Origin of the sequence: Gordonia heveisoli (assembly GCF_030315745.1) — a bacterium.
GTDB lineage: Bacteria > Actinomycetota > Actinomycetes > Mycobacteriales > Mycobacteriaceae > Gordonia.
In genome coordinates this window covers 87011-105574 of sequence record NZ_JASXSH010000009.1, presented here as the reverse complement: position 1 = coordinate 105574, position 18564 = coordinate 87011, and the positions used below count along the sequence as shown (strand labels likewise).

The window sequence follows — 18564 nt, the reverse complement described above, 5'->3', positions numbered from 1 at the left end:
AAGTGTACTCGAACACCTGTTCGAGTCAAGGGCTGGTACGCCTTATCTCTCCTCGGGTGGGCTCCTCTGCTGCGGTGTGGTCGGGTGATCGCGAGCCAGGCGAGTCCGGTCGCCATCAGTAGGCCCCCGGTGGCGATGAGGATGCGAACCCCGAATCTGGCGAGCAATGACTTCGAGGCGAGTGCTCCAAGTGTGAGCACGATGCTCATCGGGACCAATGCGAGGCCGGTTCGCAGGGGGCTCAGTCCGACGACCTGCTGCAGGTGGAGCGACAGGAGATACATCGTGGCGGTCATGATCGCGCCGAGTCCCGCGATGGCGGTGTTCGCCACCACGATGCTGCGTCGGCGAAGGATCGGCAATGGCACAAGCGGTTTCGGGCTGCGTTGCTCGACGAGTGCGAACAGGCCGAGAAGGGCGGCGGCGGCAAGGAGGGGGACCACGACGTAGGTCGACTCCCGGCCGGGCGTCTCTCGTACGCATGCCGCCCGGTGACCCATCAGCTGAACCGGACGGTGCCTCCGACGCCATCACCATCCTCGGTGACGACCGGGACAGGCGTTATCGTGCCGGCCTCGTGGCGATTCTCGCCGGAACCGTCGCCTGACCGCTCAGCGGATGCCGTCGGCGATCGGTTCGGTCACGACCAATCCCAACGCACCTTCGGCGAACCGGGTGACCGGACCGATCGCGACGGCGAGCGCCTCGTCGTAGCCGGTGCGGGCGCGGCCCCAGAGCTGTCCTCGGTCGGCGTCGGTGGCGACACCGATCAGTGCGATGAGTTCGCCGGTGGTCGGGATGCAGATGGCCCACACATAGCCGGTTTCGGCGGCCCAGCCGGCGTCGGCGGCCGCGACATAGGCGGCGGGATCATCGACCCCAATATCGGACAACGCCGGGACGTCGGTGATCCGCTCGTCCGCACGAAGCGCACGCAGATACCACGTCCCGGCGTTGATCTCGACCGGTTCCATGACCGGGGTGAACTACTTCAGTTCGAGGAGCACGGTGCCCTGGGTGACCGCGGCGCCGGCTTCGACGGACAGGCCCGTGACGACACCGGCCTTGTGTGCGGTGACCGGGTTCTCCATCTTCATGGCCTCCAGGACGACGACCAGATCGCCTTCGGCGACCTCCTGGCCCTCTTCGACGGCGACCTTGACCACGGTGCCCTGCATCGGCGCGACGACGGCATCGCCGGAAGCTGCCGCCCCGCCGCCCTTCTTGCGTGACCGGGCCTTCGGCTTCTTGCGGATGGCTCCCGCGCCACCGCCGTTGCCGACGGCGAGATCGCCGGGCAGCGACACCTCGACACGACGGCCACCGACCTCGACGACGACCTGCTGACGCGGTGCGGCGTCATCATCCTCGATCGGCTCGCCACCGGTGTAGGGCTCGATCGGGTTCTCCCAATCGGTCTCGATCCACTTGGTGTAGATGTCGAACTTCTCGCCGTCGCCGATGAAGGCCGGGTTGGAGACGATGTGGCGATGGAAGGGCAGCACGGTGGCCAGGCCCTCGACCTGGAACTCGGCCAGGGCGCGACGCGAGCGTTCCAGGGCCTGCTCACGGGTCTCGCCGGTGACGATCAGCTTGGCCAGCATCGAGTCGAACTGGCCGCCGATGACGTCACCCTGGACGACGCCGGAGTCGACGCGCACGCCGGGTCCGGTCGGCTCCTTGTACACCGAGACCGGGCCCGGTGCGGGCAGGAAGTTGCGGCCGGCGTCCTCGCCGTTGATGCGGAACTCGAAGGAGTGTCCGCGCGGCGCGGGATCCTCGGAGAACTCCAGCTTCTCCCCGTTGGCGATGCGGAACTGCTGGCGCACCAGGTCAATGCCCGCGGTCTCCTCGGTGACCGGGTGCTCGACCTGCAGGCGGGTGTTGACCTCCAGGAAGGAGACCAGGCCGTCGGATCCGACGAGGAACTCGACGGTGCCCGCGCCGTAGTAGCCTGCCTCACGGCAGATGGCCTTGGCCGAGGAGTGGATGCGCGCGCGCTGCTCCTCGGTCAGGAACGGCGCCGGGGCCTCCTCGACGAGCTTCTGGAAACGGCGCTGCAGCGAGCAGTCGCGGGTACCCGCGACGACGACATTGCCGTGCTGGTCGGCGATGACCTGGGCCTCGACGTGGCGGGCCTTGTCCAGGTAGCGCTCGACGAAGCACTCGCCGCGACCGAAGGCGGCGACGGCCTCGCGGGTGGCCGACTCGAAGAGTTCGGGGATCTCCTCGATGGTGTAGGCGACCTTCATCCCGCGGCCACCGCCACCGAAGGCGGCCTTGATCGCGACCGGGACGCCGTGCTCCTTGGCGAAGGCGACGACCTCGTCGGCGTTCTTGACCGGATCCTTGGTGCCGGGCGCCATCGGGGCGTCGGCCTTGAGGGCGATGTGGCGGGCGGTGACCTTGTCACCGAGGTCGCGGATCGACTGCGGTGAGGGCCCGATCCAGATCAGCCCGGCGTCGATGACGGCCTGGGCGAAGTCGGCGTTCTCGGACAGGAAGCCGTAGCCGGGGTGGATGGCGTCGGCACCGGACTTGGCGGCGGCGTCGAGGATCTTGTCGAACACGAGGTACGACTCGGCGGAGGTCTGTCCACCCAGGGCGAAGGCCTCGTCCGCGAGCTTCACGAACAGCGCCTCGGCGTCCGGCTCGGCGTAGACGGCGACACTGGCCAAACCGGCGTCACGGGCCGCGCGGATCACGCGGACGGCGATCTCGCCGCGGTTGGCGATGAGGACCTTGCTGATTGCGGACGGGGTGTTCGCAGCGGGACTGGGCACTTGTTCTCCTGGGCCTTACTCGTGCTGGGACACCGCTGACGCGGCATCGACTTCGTATGGAGTCATCGGTTGCACCCGACAGCCGGGGTGTGGCCGTTACGGGTGACGCACGACACCTTGGGGAGTGTAGGCGTCGTACGTTCCGTGCATCACCCTAGCCCACCGAGCAATCGTTCGGTGGAGCCGTATGTCACATCCGGCTTCGGTATGTGCTCGCGTCACCGAGCTGACGGACCAACTCGGCGAAATCATGCAGGTAGGCGTGAACGAGACCGGGGGTCGGGTCGACCTCGGACACCGTCTCGATTGGTGGAGTGGAATTCTTCACTCTCGGCTCCGACGGCGTGCCGGACTCCGGAGACACCGCGTCCGGCGACGGTGACTCGCGCGGGAACCGTGCCGTGAATCGCATCCCCGACGGCGTCCGGTTGATCCACACGTACACCTCGTCGGGGGCGTAGCTCTGAGAGCGGATGACCTTCGCACGACCGGCGTCGGCGACACCGGCCCCCGGGGCGTAGCGGGTGTCGATGAACGAGATCACAAACCGTGGCGCCCCCTCGAACCGCAGCAACTCGGCGACGCGCAGGAACGGCAGCGTGGCACCCTGCCTGCCGACCTTGAGTTCGGCGGTGGCCCGTTCGACGGCCTGGTCGAAGGTCGGCGAATCGGCGACGTCGATGGCGAACGGGGCGAGGGCGACGAACCAGCCGAGCGCGTTGAGCCAGCGGACGTCGTCGCGAGTGTGGCGGGGCAGCACACAACGGAACTCCGGATCGCCGGTCTGCCGGTGGTGGACCAGCGCGAAGGCCGCCAGGACCCCGGCGGTCAGCGTGCCGCCCGCCTCCGAGCAGACCGCGGTGAATCGGTTGGCCGCATCCTCGTCGAGGATCAGCCCCCAGAGCGACTCCTGCGGGTCGTCGGTGGCCGGATTGGGGTCTCGTGTGATCGGCGTGGAGGTCCGCAGTCCCGGCATGCCGCCTGCGCCCGCAGTCAGGAACCTCGACCAGCTCGCCACCGCCGGATGATCGCTGCCGCTCTGATCGGCCAGCAGTCGTTCCTCGGCGCTGAAATCGACGTAGCTGCCGACATCGGGGAGATTCGCGTGGCGGTGTTCGCGGGCTGCCCGATACAGCGTGACCAGCTCCTGCTGCGCCATGATCAGCGAGTATCCGTCGACCAGCGAGTGATCGGCCGCGAACAGCAACGTGAAGGAATGTTCGCGGGCCACGGTGGCGAACATGTACGCGGGCCACTGCACGGGCGCGGTGGCCCGATCGAATGCGCCTGCCAACTGGTCGATGAGCGGACCGGCCTGCGGGTACCAGCCGATGCGGCCCATCTTCAGCCGCACCGTCCCCGGGGGTGTGGTGATGCGGTGCAGGCCCTCGTCGGACACCAGCACATGGCTGCGTAACACCTCGTGCCGGTCGATCCATTGCGTCAGCACCGATCTGATCGCCGGGATGGACAGCGGTTCGTCGAACTCGATGGTCAGCCCCAGCCAGGACTCGCGGCCGCCCTCGCGATTCGTGCGGGCCCGGTAGTCGACCGCGGCGCGCAGATGCTGCTCATGGTTGTGTGACGTGAGCCGGGTGTCGGACGTCCATCCGCCGAGCCCGCCCGGCGAAAACGGCGTCCATTCGACGAGACCGCCGGGTTCGATCGGTTCGTCGCGGATCTGGATGAACTTCATGCCCCGGGTGGGGGAGTGCCGGGCTGCTGCGCGCGAACCTGATTCTTGATTCGTCCGAGCATGCCGGCCATACCTCGCAGACGGAGCGGGCTGACCGCCGCACCCAGCCCGAGGTCGTAGTAGAAATCGCCGGGGACATCGAGGATCTCGGCGGCCGACGAGCCGTTGAGCCCCTGATGGAGGATGGCGGCGAACCCGCGCGTGGTTGGCGCCTCACGGGGTGCGCTGAAGTAGAGCAGCACGTCGTCGGCGTCGGAGGCGTCGACCGACAGGAACACCGGGGACTGGCACTCCGGTACCGGTTCCATCGCCTCGGTCTGCAGATGACCGGGGAGTGCGGGAAGTTCGCCGGCAAATTCGAGGAGCAGGGTGACCCGGTCGGAATCACCCAGTGCGGCAAAGTCGTCGACGATCTCCGCCAACGCCGAGGGCAGGCTCATCAGGCGTCCGCGGCACCCGGGGCCGCACCGGGCTCGGCACCGATCGCGATCGGTACCCGCACCGCGTTACCCCACTCGGTCCACGAACCGTCGTAATTGCGCACCGAGCTGTGACCGAGGAGATGAGTCAGCACGAACCAGGTGTGGCTCGAACGTTCACCGATCCGGCAGTAGACGATCGTCGGATCGTCGGTGGCGAAATCTCCGTAGATCTCCGCCAGTTCGGCACGCGAACGGAACCGGCTGTCGGGGGCGGCGGCCTTCGCCCAGGGGATCGACACGGCGGTCGGGATGTGCCCGCCACGCAGTGCGCCCTCTTCGGGGTAGTCGGGCATGTGGGTGCGTTCGCCGGTGTACTCCTGCGGCGAGCGGACATCGATGAGCGGCTCGGTACCCAGCGCGCCGAGGACGTCGCGGGCGTAGACGCGGATCTTGCTGTCGTCGCGTTCGACGACCGGGTAGTCCGAACGCGGATAGTCGGGTACGTCGAAGGAGGTGTCGCGGTCCTCGGCCATCCAGGCGTCGCGTCCACCGTCGAGCAGGCGGACGTCCTCATGCCCGAACAGGGTGAAGACCCAGAGGGCGTAGGCGGCCCACCAGTTGCTCTTGTCGCCGTAGATGACGATGGTGTCGTCGCGTTCGATGCCCTTGCTGCGCATCAGTTCCGCGAACTGCTCGCCGTTGATGTAGTCGCGGGTGACCGGATCGTTGAGGTGGAGATGCCAGTCGACCTTCTGTGCGGTCGGGATGTGGCCGATGTCGTAGAGCAGGACGTCTTCGTCGGACTCGATGATCTTGAGTCCCTTGGCGCCCAGATGCGCCGACAGCCACTGGGTGGACACCAGACGCTCGGGATGGGCGTACGAGGCGAACGCCGGGTTCGGGTCGGTTTCAACACTCACGTCTGTTCTCCAACTCCCATGGGACTGCTGCTGGGCTATGCGGTGCCGACCAGGTGTCGACCCCTCGACGGTAAGCGTAGTTGGTCACGACGAGGACGTGCCGGTGACCGTGCTGCGACGCGCGGGCCGTTCTCATTCAACCGGCTGGTACCAGGTCCGAACAGGCGTGGGTCCTTGGTAGATTTCTTGCCATGATTCACAGGGGTTGGGTGCGGATGGGTGTGGCGGTCGCGGCAGTGGTGTCGTTGACCGCGCTGGCGGGATGTTCGTCCTCGGGCGACGACGAGTCTGCATCGACGACCACCCCGACTTCCGTCGGCGGGTCGGCGTCGTCCACGGTCGAGTCGACCCCGTCAGGTCCCGCACCGAGCACTCCGGCCGACGCCTCGGTCTGCCGGTCCAGTGCCTGCCCGAGCCTGCCGACGCCGTCCGGGCAGGTCAAGGCGAGCGGTGTGACCGCGGCCAACGCGGACTCGACGGTCCCGCACTACCTGGATTCGCTCCTCGACGATCTCGACGAGACGTGGGGTGGATGGTTCACGCGGCTCGGCTGGGGAGACCCCGCGCCGGGGCGCGTGCTGATCGAGCCGGGTACCAGGTTCCGGACCGAATGCACCGCCGGTGACGATCCGTCGGACAGCAACATCCCCTCCGACCTGCCCAACGCGTTCTTCTGCTCGCTCGATGTGCAGGCCAACGGTGATGGCAAGTCGACCAAGGGCTCGATCGTCCTGCCCGTCAAGACTTTCCAGGGCATCTGGAATCACGAGGTCTTCGGTGTGTCCACCCCGGTCGCCGGTGACTTCACCGCGGCAACCGTGGTGGCACACGAATACGGCCACAACGTGATGTACCGCATCGCCGACGTGCTCGGACTGTCCCGGTCGTCCTTCCCCACCGGAAACAATCCGGAACTCCTCGCGGACTGCCTGGCGGGCAACTGGGCGGCCACCGTCTACCAGCGGGATGCGTTGTCGCCCAAGGACATCATCGAGGTTGCCACCCTCTTGCCGGTGATCGGCGATCCCGGTCCGAACCAGGGACACGGCACCATCCGGGAACGTGCGACCGCACTGACCGTCGGACTGACCGGCCCGCAGTTCAACCGCCAGGGTCAGCCCGGCGACTGCCTGACCAGGTACTGGCCGGAAGCCTTCTGAGGGCGGCCGCGCGGAGCGATCGCGCAGCGGCGGCGAAGCGGGAACGGCACCGGCGGGAACCGGCGTCAGCCGGTCCAGAAGTCGGCGATCTGCAGTCCGACGCGCTCGACGAGGGACCGCACCAGCGGCAGCCCGATACCGATGACCGACGAGGGATCGCCGTCGATGCCGTCGATGAGCCAGCCGCCGAGTCCGTCGAGGGTGAATGCGCCGGCCACCTGCAACGGCTCGCCGGTGGCCACATAACGTTCGATGACCGTGTCCGGGACGTCGGCGAATCTGATGGTGGTACCCGAGGCCCCCGCCGCGGTTCGTGGGGGTGCGGTGTCGAGCCGGATCAGGTGATGGCCGGTGAGCAGCGTCGCCTGGCCGCCGCGCATCGACTGCCATTGCGCCAACGCACGCTCGGCCGTATGCGGTTTGCCCAGCAGGGCGCCGTCGAGAGACAGCATCGAATCACAGCCGATCACCACCACCGGACGCGGTGCGTCGGCCCCGGCGGGAGCCGCGACGTGACCGGCCAGGGCGGCGACGTCGGGCAGTGCCGCGATCGCCTCGGCCTTGGCGCGGGCGAGGGCGGTGACGGCATCGGCGGGATCGGTGCCCGCGGGTAGCGCCGCCAGCACCGCATCCTCGTCGACATCGGAAACACGGACTAACGGCTGAACGCCCGCCGCCTGCAGAATTCGCAGGCGCGCGGGCGATCGGGAGCCGAGTACGAAGACCGGCGTGTGCACGGTCGTCAGTAGCGCAGGTTGGTGAAACTCGACGGTGCGCCCCAGCTCGGACGCAGCCGGTCGACGGGGCGTCCCCACTCGTTGCGAGGTTCGGTCGAGGTGTCGGCCGCGCCACCGCCGGCCGCCGCCTCGGCGATCAGCGAGACGATGACTGCGAGATCCTCATCGGTCGGGTTGCCCTTGACCACCTGCAGGAACGGGCGCTTCTCGGCCACGGTGTCGTTCTCCGGCGCGCTCACAGCGGGATGTTCCCGTGCTTCTTCGGCGGCAGGGTGACCATCTTGCGCTCGAGCAGACGCAGCGCGGTCGCGATCTGGCCGCGGGTGTGGCTCGGCGGGATGACCGCGTCGACGTATCCGCGCTCGGCCGCGACGTACGGATTGACCAGGGTGTCCTCGTACTCCTGCTGCAGCTGCAGGCGCAGCGCGTCGACGTCCTCGCCGTTGCGCTCGGCCTCCTTGAGCTGGCTGCGGTAGACGAAGCCGACGGCGCCGGAGGCACCCATGACGGCGATCTGCGCGGTCGGCCAGGCGAGGTTGACGTCGGCGCCCATGTGCTTGGACCCCATGACGTCGTAGGCGCCACCGTAGGCCTTGCGGGTGATGACGGTGATCTTGCCGACGGTGGCCTCACCGTAGGCGTACAGCAGCTTGGCGCCGCGGCGGATGATGCCGTTGTACTCCTGCTCGGTGCCGGGCAGGAAGCCGGGGACGTCGACCAGGGTGATGATCGGGATGTTGAAGGCGTCGCAGGTGCGGACGAAGCGCGCGGCCTTCTCCGAGGCGTTGATGTCGAGGCAGCCGGCGAACTGGGTGGGCTGGTTGGCCACGATGCCGACGCTGCGTCCGTCCACGCGTCCGAAGCCGACGATAACGTTGGCGGCGTATTCGGCCTGCACCTCGAGGAATTCGTCGTCATCGAGGATGCGACGGATGACCTCGTGCATGTCGTAGGGCTGGTTCGGCGAATCCGGGATCAGCGTGTCGAGTTCGAGGTCCTCGTCGGTGAGGGTTTCCTCGATCGAACCGGCGGCGGGCTGCGCGACCGGCAGACGCGGCGCATCGGCGCGGTTGTTGCTCGGCAGGTATCCGAGGAGTTCCTTGACGTATTCGAGGGCGTCCTCTTCGTCCTGGGCGACGTAGTGGGCGGTACCGGACTTGCTCATGTGGGTGTGCGCACCACCGAGCTCCTCCATGGTGACTTCTTCACCGGTGACGGTCTTGATGACGTCGGGGCCGGTGATGAACATCTGGCTGGTCTGGTCGACCATCACCACGAAGTCGGTGAGTGCCGGGGAGTAGACGTGGCCGCCGGCCGCCGCACCCAGGATCAGCGAGATCTGCGGGATCACGCCGGAGGCGCGGACGTTGCGGTGGAAGATCTCGCCGTACAGGCCGAGCGAGACGACACCCTCCTGGATGCGGGCGCCTGCGCCGTCGTTGATGCCGATCAGCGGCCGGCCGGTTTTGATCGCGAGGTCCATGACCTTGACGATCTTCTCGCCGTACACCTCGCCGAGGCTGCCGCCGAAAACGGTCGAGTCCTGGCTGAAGATGCAGACCTCGCGGCCGTCGATGGTGCCGTAACCGGTGACGACGCCGTCACCGACCGGGCGGCGGTCGGCGAGCCCGAAATTGGTGCTGCGATGGCGTGCCAGCGCGTCGAGTTCCACGAAAGAACCCTCATCCAGCAGGTGAGTGATGCGCTCGCGTGCGGTGAGCTTTCCCTTGGCGTGGGTCTTCTCAACGGCGGCCTCGCCGACTGGGTGGTTGGCCTCGTCGAGGCGCTGACGCAGGTCAGCAAGCTTTCCCGCGGTGGTGTGAATGTCGGGGGCAGCGCCGTCGGAGCGCGAAGCTGTGGTCATGAACATCGATGCTAACGACCCGAGTGTGAGCCACGTCAACCGGATCAACGTGAGATATCCCTCAGGTTTCCGAGCGATCGGTCGGTCCGCTGGTCAGCGGGTTGTGCCGAGGCGGGTTCCGTGGCATCCCGACGGCGACTCCGGTCGGCCACCGGAGTCGGCCCAGTAGGCTTTCGAACTCATGAGCCCCGACATCCGGCCCGATCCCGACCGTCTACGCGTTCTGCTGTCCGGCACTCGGTGGCAGCGCGTCGAGGTGGTCGCCAGTACCGGGTCGACCAACGCCGATCTCATCGAACGGTCGGCGACCGACGAGGTGGCGGGAACCGTCCTGATCACCACCGACCAGACCGCCGGACGCGGGCGGCACGCGCGCGTGTGGCAGGCCCCGCCCGGATCGCAGATCGCGATCTCGGCGGCGGTCGCCGTAGGCGCCGACGACACCGCGCACCTGGGCTGGCTGTCGTTGATCGCCGGCATGTCGGCGGCGAGTGCGATCGGCACGGCCAGCGCGCTGCGACCGACCCTGAAATGGCCCAACGACGTGCTCATCGACGGCCGGAAACTCGCCGGCATCCTGTCGGAGTACACGATGACACCGCGGGGCGGGCTGGCGGTGATCGGGATCGGGATCAACACCGAGATGGCGCAGGATCAGCTGCCGGTCGCCACCGCGACCTCGCTGCGACTGGCGACCGGCCGGGTGGTCGACCTGGACGAACTGGCCGGTGGGTTCCTCCGGGCCCTCGACGATCTGCTGGGCCACTGGCCCGCCGACATCGAGGCGCTTGCCGAGCGGTATCGGGAACGTTGCGACACCCTCGGGGCGCGGGTGCGGCTGATCCTGCCCGGCGACCAGGAGGTGATCGGTACAGCGGTCGGGGTGGATGCCGACGGTCGCATCATCGTCGACGCCGACGGCAGGCAGGTGATCGCCGCGGCCGGCGACGTCACGCACCTGCGTCCGCTGTAGGCGCCCGGGGCGAGCCTCAGCGGCGGTTGCGACTCTTGTGTCCCATCGTCGGGATGAGCGTCAGCACGGGTATGCCGATGATCAGATGCATCACCGCGGTGCCGATCTTCACCGACACCTGATCGGAGAGGATGAGCGGGATGACGACCGCGGCGGCCACCAGCAGTCCCACGATCCAGCGGTAGAACTGATCGGGCGACGGCGTGATGATCTGCAGGACGTACCAGAGGGCACCGGCCGCGAGTGCACAGCCGAAACCGACCACGGCGAACCAGTATTCGTCGCGGGACACCGGATTCCAGATGCCGTATTTGCCGGTGGCGTTCACCTGCTCGACGATGGCGCGGATGATCCAGGCGGCCAGCCACGCGGCCAGACCGGTGACAACGCCGGTCATCACGACGCCGCCGGCGTACATCCCGGGGTTGATGTCGGGTCCCCGACGACGGGGCCGGGTGTCGGGGGTCGCGGCGTACCGGGGCTGGGGGCGTGGGGGTTCGGGTTCACGCGCATAGGACTGCGAATACGCCTGGGTGGACGGCCGATACCGTGGGTCATCGCGATACGGGTCATCCCGATAGGTGTCGTCCCGGTACTGGTCGTCCCGATACTGCTGATTGCGGGTGTCGGGGTCGTATCCGGGCTCGTAGCGGTGCGTGCGCGGATCGCGGGGATCGCGATAGGTCATGACTGACGCTCCTTGTTCGCGTTGGGCTTCCCGCATGTCACCGGGCGCGCCTGCGTGAATGCCCACGCGTGGATCTCGTGTGTGGGACCTGTAGGTGCTCACTGTAGTCACCCGCCGTCGGGCGATCGACCGTCTACGGGCAGTGGAATCGGCGTCTGCGCTCTCACGCGGACCGGGTGTCGCTCTACGATGAAGCCATGGCCTTTCCGCGGGAGAACCTGGCAGCCGGCGAACGTATCGTCCTGCATCGTCACCCACACTGGAAGTGTCTGCTCGCACCCTTCTTGCTGTTCGTCCTCGCGACCGCCGTCGCCGGCCTTCTGCTCGGTGTGGTGACCGGGACCGACAGCCTCGGATCCACGCCCAAGCTGGTCCTCGGGATCATCATCGGCGTGCTGTGGCTCGTGGCGCTCGGCTGGTATTTCGTCAAGCCGCTGGTGCATTGGAAGACGACCCACTTCGTGCTCACCGACCGTCGCGTCATCTTCCGCAACGGTGTCATCACGCGGTCGGGTATCGACATCCCGATCAAACGGATCAACACGGTCGAGTTCCGGCACGGATTGATCGACCGCATCCTGCGTACCGGCACGCTGGTCATCGAATCCGCCTCGGACGATCCGCTGTCCTTCGACGACATTCCCCAGGTCGAGAAGGTGCATTCGTTGCTCTATCACGAGGTGCTGGCGATCAACGACGACGACGATCCGATGACGTCTCAGCTGCATCAGCGGGGAGTCGGGGACCGGTGACAGAGGTACTACTCGCCGAAGACGACACCGCCATCGCCGAGCCGCTGGCGCGCGCGCTGGCCAGGGAGGGCTACGGCTGTTCGGTCGTCTCCACCGGGACCGCGGCGCTCAACGAGGCTCTGGACTCGCGTTTCGAACTCCTCATCCTGGACCTGGGGCTGCCCGAGATGGACGGGCTGGAGGTGTGTCGCAGGCTGCGTCAGCAGCGGCCGTCGCTGGCCGTGCTGATGCTGACCGCGCGCACCGACGAGGTCGACTTCGTGGTGGGGCTCGACGCGGGCGCCGACGACTATGTCGGCAAACCCTTCCGGCTGGCCGAGCTGATGGCGCGGGTGCGTGCCCTGCTGCGCAGGCGGCAGGCCGACGACGAGGTGCTGGAGGGTGGCGACATCCGGCTCGACGCCCGGGGTCGGCGAGTTCTGGTGGAAGGCCGCGACCTGACTCTCGCGAACCGGGAGTTCGACCTGCTGCGCTTCCTGATGGAACGGTCCGGGGAGGTCGTCAGTCGCGACGAGATCCTGCGCGAGGTGTGGGGGTCGACCGACCTGCGTCCGTCGAAGACCCTCGACATGCACATCTCGTGGTTGCGCCGCAAGATCGGTGACGATCGGCGTGACCGGCCCCGGCACATCATCACCGTGCGCGGTGTCGGCTTCCGGTTCGATCCCTGATCTGCCGTCCACCAGAACCGGACTGACGAGCACCGATGCGCCGCCGAATTCTCACCGTGATGATCGCCATGCTGCTGGCGGTCGGTGCCCTGCTGGGTATCCCGCTGAGTGTGATCGCCTGGCGCTGGGTCGCCGACAACGCCCATCAGGATCTCGACTCGCGACTGAAGGTGATCGCCGACCAGCTGATCCGGCAGGAGGATGAGGCCGGATTCGTCGCACCGGGCGCGCTCACCGCCCCGTCGTTGAAGGTCATCCTGCCCGACGATGGTCGGCTCACGCTTCGCTATCACGTGTCGGGTCGAGTCGATGAGGTGGCCGTGGGTGCGGTCATCGACGGGCCGACCGTCGCGGATTCGATCGGTCTCGGCGACGCCGGGACGCTGATCCTGGAGATCCCGCGCGCGCGACTCCGGGACGATCAGACGACGGCGGTGGCGATCGTGGCGGTCGCGGTGGCCGCGTCGGTGGCGGCCGGAACGGTCGTCGCGGCGGTGACCGCGGGCCGGCTCGCCGATCCGCTGACCGATCTCGCCGACCGGGCCGCCGCGATGGCGCGCGGGGACTTCGGCACCGAATGGAAGCGTTACGGCATCCCCGAACTGGACCGGGTGTCGTCGGCGCTGGGTGACGCCAACGCCGAGATCGCACTGCGGCTCGAACGCGAGGGACAGATCGTCGGCGACGTGTCGCATCAGCTCCGCAGCAGGCTGACCGCCATCCAGCTGCGGCTCGACGAACTGTCTCTGCACGACGACCCGCGGGTCGTCGTGGAAGCTGAGGCGGCGCTGGCCCAGGTGGAGCGGCTGGCCGGTGAACTCGACGACATGGTGGCGGCGGCCCGCGCGGACCGGGAACCGCCCGCGGTGATCGATGTCCGGGATATGCTGACGACCCTCGCCGGCGACTTCCGCCAGGCCTTCGATGCGCAGGGCCGGGAACTAACGGTCGCCTTCGACGGGGAGGCGAGGGCGCTGAGCGCCCGGCCGGGCCGACTGCGGGAAGCGGTCAGCGTGCTCGTCGACAACGCGTTACAGCACGGAGCCGGGCGCTGCCGGATCAGCGTGGGCGACCTGCCGTCGGCGGATATGGTCCGCATCAGCGTCAGCGACGAGGGGGACGGGGTGCCCGATCCCATCGCCGCGCACATCTTCCGCCGGGGGTTCTCCACCGTACGACCCGATGCGGAGGCTTCGGCGGGACGTGGTGTCGGGCTGTCGCTCGCACGCGCGCTGGTCGAGGCGGACGGCGGTCGCTTGGAGTTGACCACGCGGCGTCCGCCGATCTTCGCGATCGTGGTGCCGTCGGGAGCGACGGTCGGCACATCCAATGGGGTCGCCGACGGCCCGGACGGGGGTCCGCCGGGTGGGACGCCTATGCGTGACCGAGTTCCTCATCGTTGAGTTCGGCCAGATTGGGGTGCACGTCGGTGGATCCGGTGTCGCCGCCACGCAACTGCTCCTCGGGGAAGGCGAATTTGCGGAGCGCCCAGAACCGGAATCCCATACCCAGCAGGTTGCCGATGATGAATCCGAGGATGAAGTCGATGACGACGACCTCGGTGACGTCGAGGTTGGTGCGCAGGTCGAACATGTTGTTCGCGATCCACAGTGGCGTGGCCTGCAGGATCACCGCGACGCCACTGATCGCGAAGAACAGCAGTGCCTCGTGATGGCGTTCGCGACCGCCCCGGTTCTTGAAGGCCCACTCGCGGTTGAGGATGTAGCTCAGGATGGTGGCGAGGACGCCGGAGATGATCTTCGCGATCACCGGTTTGGGCTCGAGGATCGTCAGGCTGAGCGCATAGAAGATGGCTGCGTCGAAGACGAAGGTGGTGCCACCCACAAGAGCGAATTTGATGAGCTCGTGGTGGCGCATCGTGAGCCGACGAATGGGCTCGGGGAGGCGAGCGACCAGCTCGTCGATGAATGGCACAAGATCCGAGTGTACGAAACAAAACTGAGGGAACCCATCACCGGGCGGTCATGCACGGCGAGTGTGCGGCATGCCACGATGGGTCGCGTGAACTCATCCGAGCAAGCCGGAAAAGCTGGTCCCGCCGCCCCGCGATCGTCGGTGAACGAGGTCGGGCTCCCGACTGTCACGATGATCGGCGGTGGTCAGCTGGCGCGTATGACCCATCAGGCCGCGATCGCGCTCGGTCAATGCCTGCGGGTCCTCGCGGCGGGGTCGAGTGATCCGGCCGCGCAGGTGAGCGCGAATGTGGTCTATGGCTCACATGACGATTACGACGATCTGCTGCGTGCCGCCGAGGGTGCCGTGGCACTGACCTTCGACCACGAAGGTGTGCCGCTGCATCATTTGCAGGCACTCGAAGAAGCCGGGGTGGCGGTGCGCCCGCCGTCACGTGCCCTGCATTTCGCGCAGGACAAACTCGCGATGCGACAGCGGTTGGCAGAGCTGGGACTTCCGGTGCCTGCCTTCGCCGATCTGGCTGGCGACCGTGACGAGGCCCGGGCGCGGCTGCTCGACTTCGGTGACGCCCAGCAGTGGCAGATCGTGCTCAAGACGGTGCGTGGTGGCTATGACGGCCGGGGGGTGTGGCTGGTCGATGACCGGGAGGCCGCACTCGACGTCTTCGACGCCCACCCCGACGCCGCGCCCGCGCTGATCGCGGAGAGCAAGGTCGACATGCGGCGCGAACTGTCGGCGATGATCGGCCGGTCCCCGTTCGGACAGGGGGCGGCGTGGCCGGTGGTGGAGACCGTCCAGCGCAACGGACAGTGCGCGGTGGTGCTCGCACCCGCACCGGATCTCGACGACGAGACCGCGGCCCGCGCCCAGCAGATGGCGTTGCGACTGGCCGACGAACTCGGTGTGGTCGGGGTGATGGCGATGGAGTTGTTCGAGACCACCGCTGGTGACCTCGTGGTCAACGAACTCGCGATGCGGCCGCACAACAGCGGTCACTGGACCATGGACGGTGCGGTCACCTCGCAGTTCGAGCAGCATCTGCGTGCAGTGCTGGACTATCCGCTCGGCGACACCGCGCCGCGGGCGCCGTTCACCGTGATGGCCAATGTGCTCGGTGCGGCACAGGCCCCGGAGATGTCGATGGATGAGCGTGTTCATCATCTGATGGCCCGGCTGCCCGACGCGAAGATCCACCTATACGGCAAGGGCGAGCGGCCCGATCGTAAGATCGGGCACGTCAACGTCGTTGGCCGGGCGGGCGATTCACCGGCCGATGTACGCGAGCGAGCCGAGCGTGCGGCGCACTGGATGTCGCACGCGGTCTGGACCGATGGATGGGATGTGCACGGTGAGTGAGGGTTTGCGGCCGCGTGTCGGCTTGATCATGGGCAGCGATTCGGACTGGCCGACCATGGAGGCGGCGGCCGAGGCGCTCGCGGAATTCGACGTCCCGTTCCAGGTCGGCGTCGTCTCGGCGCATCGCACGCCGCAGCGGATGCTGGATTATGCGGCGAGTGCTGCCGACAACGGCATCGAGGTGATCATCGCCGGAGCCGGTGGTGCCGCACACCTTCCGGGCATGGTGGCTTCGGCGACGCCGCTGCCGGTGATCGGCGTCCCGGTGCCGTTGCGCTACCTCGATGGCATGGATTCGCTGCTGTCGATCGTGCAGATGCCTGCCGGTGTCCCGGTCGCGACGGTCTCGGTGGGTGGTGCGCGCAACGCGGGCCTGCTCGCGGTTCGCATCCTGGGGTCCACCGATCCCGCGCTGCAGGCGCGGATGGTCGAATTCCAGCAGGGACTCGAGCGCATGGTGCTCGAGAAGGACGCCGCGCTTCAGGAAAAACTGCTGGGGGAGTAGCTCCTTCGGGTCGGGAGCCCCGGTCGCCGTGGCGTTCAGCGCGGCGGTGCGGGAATCTCGAGTTTGGTGGCAAAGAACTCCAGTACCTGCGTCAGCGCGTCGTGGGTCGGCTGGCCCGGCTCGTCGATGAGATCTTCGGTCAATACCGAATGTGGTTTGGGGTGCATCGATTCCGGATGTGCCGCGGAGTCGGGCAGGCTGACGCCGATGAATGCGTCGCCGAGTTGCTGCGACAGGAACTCGAACCGTCCCGGCGGCGACAGCGGGTCACCGTCGAAGCGCAGCCCCAGCACCTGAAGTCCGGCCGCACACCGGTTCTGGACCGTCGCCAGGTCGTCGGCGTCGATGTCGATCGCGTGCCTGCGGCCCGGCAGTGCCGCGAACGGCAAGGATGGCTGTGACAGCACCGGCGCGAGCAGTCGGTCGTCGGCGGCCATCGCCAGCGCGAAACCACCGGTGAAACACATCCCGACCGCCCCCACACCCGGGCCGCCGCACCGTTCGTGCTCCTCGGTGGCCAGTGCCCGCAGCCAGGTCGTGACGGGTGAGGAGCGTCCGGTCGCCAGGACCGTGAACTCGCGTGAGATGCACGCCCGGACAATGGTGTCGAGCATGATCTTTCCGGAGCGGACGTTCCCGACGGTCCGCGGGTGCGGGTCGCGGCCGTCGACGCCGAACAACGACGGCAGCACCGCGGTGGCGCCGCGATCGGCGACCTTGCGCGCGAAGTCGGCGACGCGTGGGGTGATGCCGGGAATCTCGGCGATGACGATGACGGCAGGGCCGGTGCCCTTGCGATACACACGACGGGTGGCACCTTCGTAGGTGCGCTCCTCGACGGCGAAATCCGACAGTTCATCGTCGCCGTAAGTGCGCTGCGGAGCGGCGGTCATCAGGCGTCCGCCGGGGACAGCGTTCCGATGAGAACCGAATCGAACAGCCGCGCGGGCAGACGTGCGCCGCGGACCACATCGGGGGAGTCTGCCGGGATGATGCGCGGCCCGGTGACCTGGTAGCGCTTGTCCTTCCGGATCAGGTCGAAATGTCCGGCGGCCTGCACGTTACGAACCCAGTCGGTGTGCCGTCCGTAGGTCAGCACGATCGAGAGGCGATCGTCGTCTACCCAGGCAAGGACCGGATTCGAGTAGTGCGCGCCGGATTTTCGGCCGACGTGTTCGACCATGGCCCAGGGCGCCACATGTGGCGCCCACTGTCGTTGGATCGGATTGGTGACGGCCTTGTTGATCCGGGCCACGGTCCTGGGCAGTCGCATAGTTCCACTGTGCCGCAAGTCGGGCGGCAGGGAAAGTGTGTGTTCAGACCGATTCTTGTCGTTCAGGTCAAGATCAGGTCGGCGCGTTCGGATTCGGCTCGCCCACCCAACGACCCGGGATCGGCGCCGGCCACATGCACGAGACTCGCCCCGGCCAGCAGTGGTGCGAGCAGATGGTTCACCACGCCGTCGGCGGTATGCCATTCCCGGGTGGTGAGCACACGCGCTCCCGCGTGGATGGCGTCGCGTCCGGCGGCGTCGGTCGCTGCCGCGATGGTGGCAGGCAGGCTGCCGTCGGGTCCGGGCAGAACCGTCTCGCCGGAAGCGCGCGAGGCGTACTGATCGCCATGTACGCGAACCGAACTCGCGTAGTCGGCGACACCCGGCGGCAGGTCGCGGAGCGGGAGCGCGAAGGCATCCAACGAGGCGACGATCAGTTCGTCGGCGTCGGGATGATCGTCGATGCGTGCTACCGAGGTGAACACCGCACGGTCCGTGTCGGTGTCGTCGGCAGAGCCGAGGACGATATGCGCGCCGGTCCACCAGGTGCCGAGCAGGATGGCGGCGCTCTGCCAGTGCTCGGGTAGGTCGACTCGCACGCGATCACCGGGAAGTACTCCGATCTCGTCGACGAGGAAATTCGCCGTCTTCGCCGCCCAGTTTCCCAGGGTTGCCCCGGAGAGTTCGGTCCGCTCCCCGGTGTCGTCGTTGTAGTACGTCAGCAGTGGTCGGGTCCAGTCGCCGACGGCGGCGAACACCGCGTCGGTGACGGTGCGGGTGGCGGTCATCGCGGTGATCTCCTCGGCATCAGTGCGCGCAGATCGGCTCG

Annotated in this window: 21 protein-coding genes; 7 read left to right on the top strand and 14 right to left on the bottom strand. The window is 67.7% G+C overall.

Translation table 11 applies throughout. From position 1 onward, the window contains the following. Positions 1-611 precede the first annotated feature (611 nt). From QSJ18_RS10155 to QSJ18_RS10130, 6 genes are all read right to left on the bottom strand, one after another. A complete protein-coding gene (locus tag QSJ18_RS10155; protein WP_286326271.1) occupies positions 612-974 on the bottom strand; it encodes a hypothetical protein in 363 nt (120 codons plus the stop codon). 12 nt (positions 975-986) lie between these two features. Further along, positions 987-2783, bottom strand: coding sequence for an acetyl/propionyl/methylcrotonyl-CoA carboxylase subunit alpha (locus QSJ18_RS10150; protein ID WP_286326270.1), 1797 nt, complete (start codon positions 2781-2783; stop codon positions 987-989). 190 nt (positions 2784-2973) lie between these two features. After that, the gene (locus QSJ18_RS10145) at positions 2974-4479 is read right to left on the bottom strand and encodes a condensation domain-containing protein (protein WP_286326269.1); all 1506 of its coding nucleotides are present in this window, start codon (positions 4477-4479) and stop codon (positions 2974-2976) included. Continuing rightward, positions 4476-4919, bottom strand: a complete 444-nt coding sequence (locus tag QSJ18_RS10140; protein ID WP_286326268.1) for a SufE family protein — start codon at positions 4917-4919, stop codon at positions 4476-4478. The genes QSJ18_RS10145 and QSJ18_RS10140 overlap by 4 nt, the downstream gene beginning before the upstream one ends. Further along, positions 4919-5821: a sulfurtransferase gene (locus tag QSJ18_RS10135; RefSeq protein WP_286326267.1), complete on the bottom strand. Its 903-nt coding sequence runs from the start codon at positions 5819-5821 to the stop codon at positions 4919-4921. The genes QSJ18_RS10140 and QSJ18_RS10135 overlap by 1 nt, the downstream gene beginning before the upstream one ends. A 196-nt stretch (positions 5822-6017) precedes the next feature. Further along, positions 6018-6263: a hypothetical protein gene (locus QSJ18_RS10130; protein ID WP_286326266.1), complete on the bottom strand. Its 246-nt coding sequence runs from the start codon at positions 6261-6263 to the stop codon at positions 6018-6020. A 10-nt stretch (positions 6264-6273) separates the two neighbouring features. Here QSJ18_RS10130 and QSJ18_RS10125 point away from each other — a divergent pair, with 10 nt between their 5' ends. Further along, positions 6274-6981 (top strand): neutral zinc metallopeptidase, encoded by a 708-nt coding sequence (locus QSJ18_RS10125; RefSeq protein WP_286326265.1) that lies wholly within the window; start codon positions 6274-6276, stop codon positions 6979-6981. Between the two features lie 65 nt (positions 6982-7046). Here the strand turns inward: QSJ18_RS10125 and QSJ18_RS10120 are convergent, their stop codons facing one another. The 3 genes from QSJ18_RS10120 to QSJ18_RS10110 are packed head-to-tail and all read right to left on the bottom strand — an operon-like array spanning position 7047 to position 9582. Continuing rightward, positions 7047-7718: a Maf family protein gene (locus tag QSJ18_RS10120; RefSeq protein WP_286326264.1), complete on the bottom strand. Its 672-nt coding sequence runs from the start codon at positions 7716-7718 to the stop codon at positions 7047-7049. A gap of 5 nt (positions 7719-7723) precedes the next feature. After that, on the bottom strand, positions 7724-7957 hold the full coding sequence (locus QSJ18_RS10115; RefSeq protein WP_286326263.1) for an acyl-CoA carboxylase subunit epsilon: 234 nt from the start codon (positions 7955-7957) through the stop codon (positions 7724-7726). Next, positions 7954-9582: an acyl-CoA carboxylase subunit beta gene (locus QSJ18_RS10110; protein ID WP_286326262.1), complete on the bottom strand. Its 1629-nt coding sequence runs from the start codon at positions 9580-9582 to the stop codon at positions 7954-7956. The genes QSJ18_RS10115 and QSJ18_RS10110 overlap by 4 nt, the downstream gene beginning before the upstream one ends. Before the next feature lie 181 nt (positions 9583-9763). On the opposite strand from QSJ18_RS10110, the gene QSJ18_RS10105 reads away from it, so the two are divergent. Next, a complete protein-coding gene (locus QSJ18_RS10105; protein ID WP_286326261.1) occupies positions 9764-10555 on the top strand; it encodes a biotin--[acetyl-CoA-carboxylase] ligase in 792 nt (263 codons plus the stop codon). A gap of 16 nt (positions 10556-10571) precedes the next feature. Here QSJ18_RS10105 and QSJ18_RS10100 read toward each other — a convergent pair whose 3' ends face one another. After that, positions 10572-11243, bottom strand: coding sequence for a DUF6069 family protein (locus tag QSJ18_RS10100; RefSeq protein ID WP_286326260.1), 672 nt, complete (start codon positions 11241-11243; stop codon positions 10572-10574). Between the two features lie 197 nt (positions 11244-11440). Between QSJ18_RS10100 and QSJ18_RS10095 the strand changes: the two genes are divergently transcribed. Genes QSJ18_RS10095 through QSJ18_RS10085 form a run of 3 tightly spaced genes read left to right on the top strand, consistent with a single transcriptional unit; the run spans position 11441 to position 14069 of the window. Further along, positions 11441-11995, top strand: a complete 555-nt coding sequence (locus tag QSJ18_RS10095; RefSeq protein ID WP_286326259.1) for a PH domain-containing protein — start codon at positions 11441-11443, stop codon at positions 11993-11995. Beyond that, positions 11992-12666 (top strand): response regulator transcription factor, encoded by a 675-nt coding sequence (locus tag QSJ18_RS10090; protein ID WP_286326258.1) that lies wholly within the window; start codon positions 11992-11994, stop codon positions 12664-12666. The genes QSJ18_RS10095 and QSJ18_RS10090 overlap by 4 nt, the downstream gene beginning before the upstream one ends. A gap of 35 nt (positions 12667-12701) precedes the next feature. After that, positions 12702-14069, top strand: a complete 1368-nt coding sequence (locus tag QSJ18_RS10085; protein ID WP_286326257.1) for a sensor histidine kinase — start codon at positions 12702-12704, stop codon at positions 14067-14069. On the opposite strand, the gene QSJ18_RS10080 is transcribed toward QSJ18_RS10085, so the two are convergent. Beyond that, positions 14041-14601 (bottom strand): GtrA family protein, encoded by a 561-nt coding sequence (locus QSJ18_RS10080; RefSeq protein WP_286326256.1) that lies wholly within the window; start codon positions 14599-14601, stop codon positions 14041-14043. The genes QSJ18_RS10085 and QSJ18_RS10080 overlap by 29 nt on opposite strands. A gap of 78 nt (positions 14602-14679) precedes the next feature. Here QSJ18_RS10080 and QSJ18_RS10075 point away from each other — a divergent pair, with 78 nt between their 5' ends. Further along, positions 14680-15957, top strand: coding sequence for a 5-(carboxyamino)imidazole ribonucleotide synthase (locus QSJ18_RS10075; RefSeq protein ID WP_462476042.1), 1278 nt, complete (start codon positions 14680-14682; stop codon positions 15955-15957). Next, a complete protein-coding gene (gene purE, locus QSJ18_RS10070) occupies positions 15950-16462 on the top strand; it encodes a 5-(carboxyamino)imidazole ribonucleotide mutase (RefSeq protein WP_286326254.1) in 513 nt (170 codons plus the stop codon). Before QSJ18_RS10075 ends, purE begins: the two co-directional genes overlap by 8 nt. Positions 16463-16497: 35 nt before the next feature. On the opposite strand, the gene QSJ18_RS10065 is transcribed toward purE, so the two are convergent. The 3 genes from QSJ18_RS10065 to QSJ18_RS10055 form a co-directional block, all read right to left on the bottom strand. Continuing rightward, positions 16498-17355: a dienelactone hydrolase family protein gene (locus QSJ18_RS10065; RefSeq protein WP_286326253.1), complete on the bottom strand. Its 858-nt coding sequence runs from the start codon at positions 17353-17355 to the stop codon at positions 16498-16500. Continuing rightward, a complete protein-coding gene (locus QSJ18_RS10060) occupies positions 17355-17735 on the bottom strand; it encodes a nitroreductase family deazaflavin-dependent oxidoreductase (RefSeq protein WP_286326252.1) in 381 nt (126 codons plus the stop codon). Before QSJ18_RS10060 ends, QSJ18_RS10065 begins: the two co-directional genes overlap by 1 nt. A 62-nt stretch (positions 17736-17797) precedes the next feature. Beyond that, positions 17798-18523 carry a TIGR03089 family protein gene (locus QSJ18_RS10055; protein WP_286326251.1) on the bottom strand — a complete coding sequence of 242 codons (726 nt, stop codon included), beginning with the start codon at positions 18521-18523 and terminating at the stop codon, positions 17798-17800. Between the last annotated feature and the right edge of the window lie 41 nt (positions 18524-18564).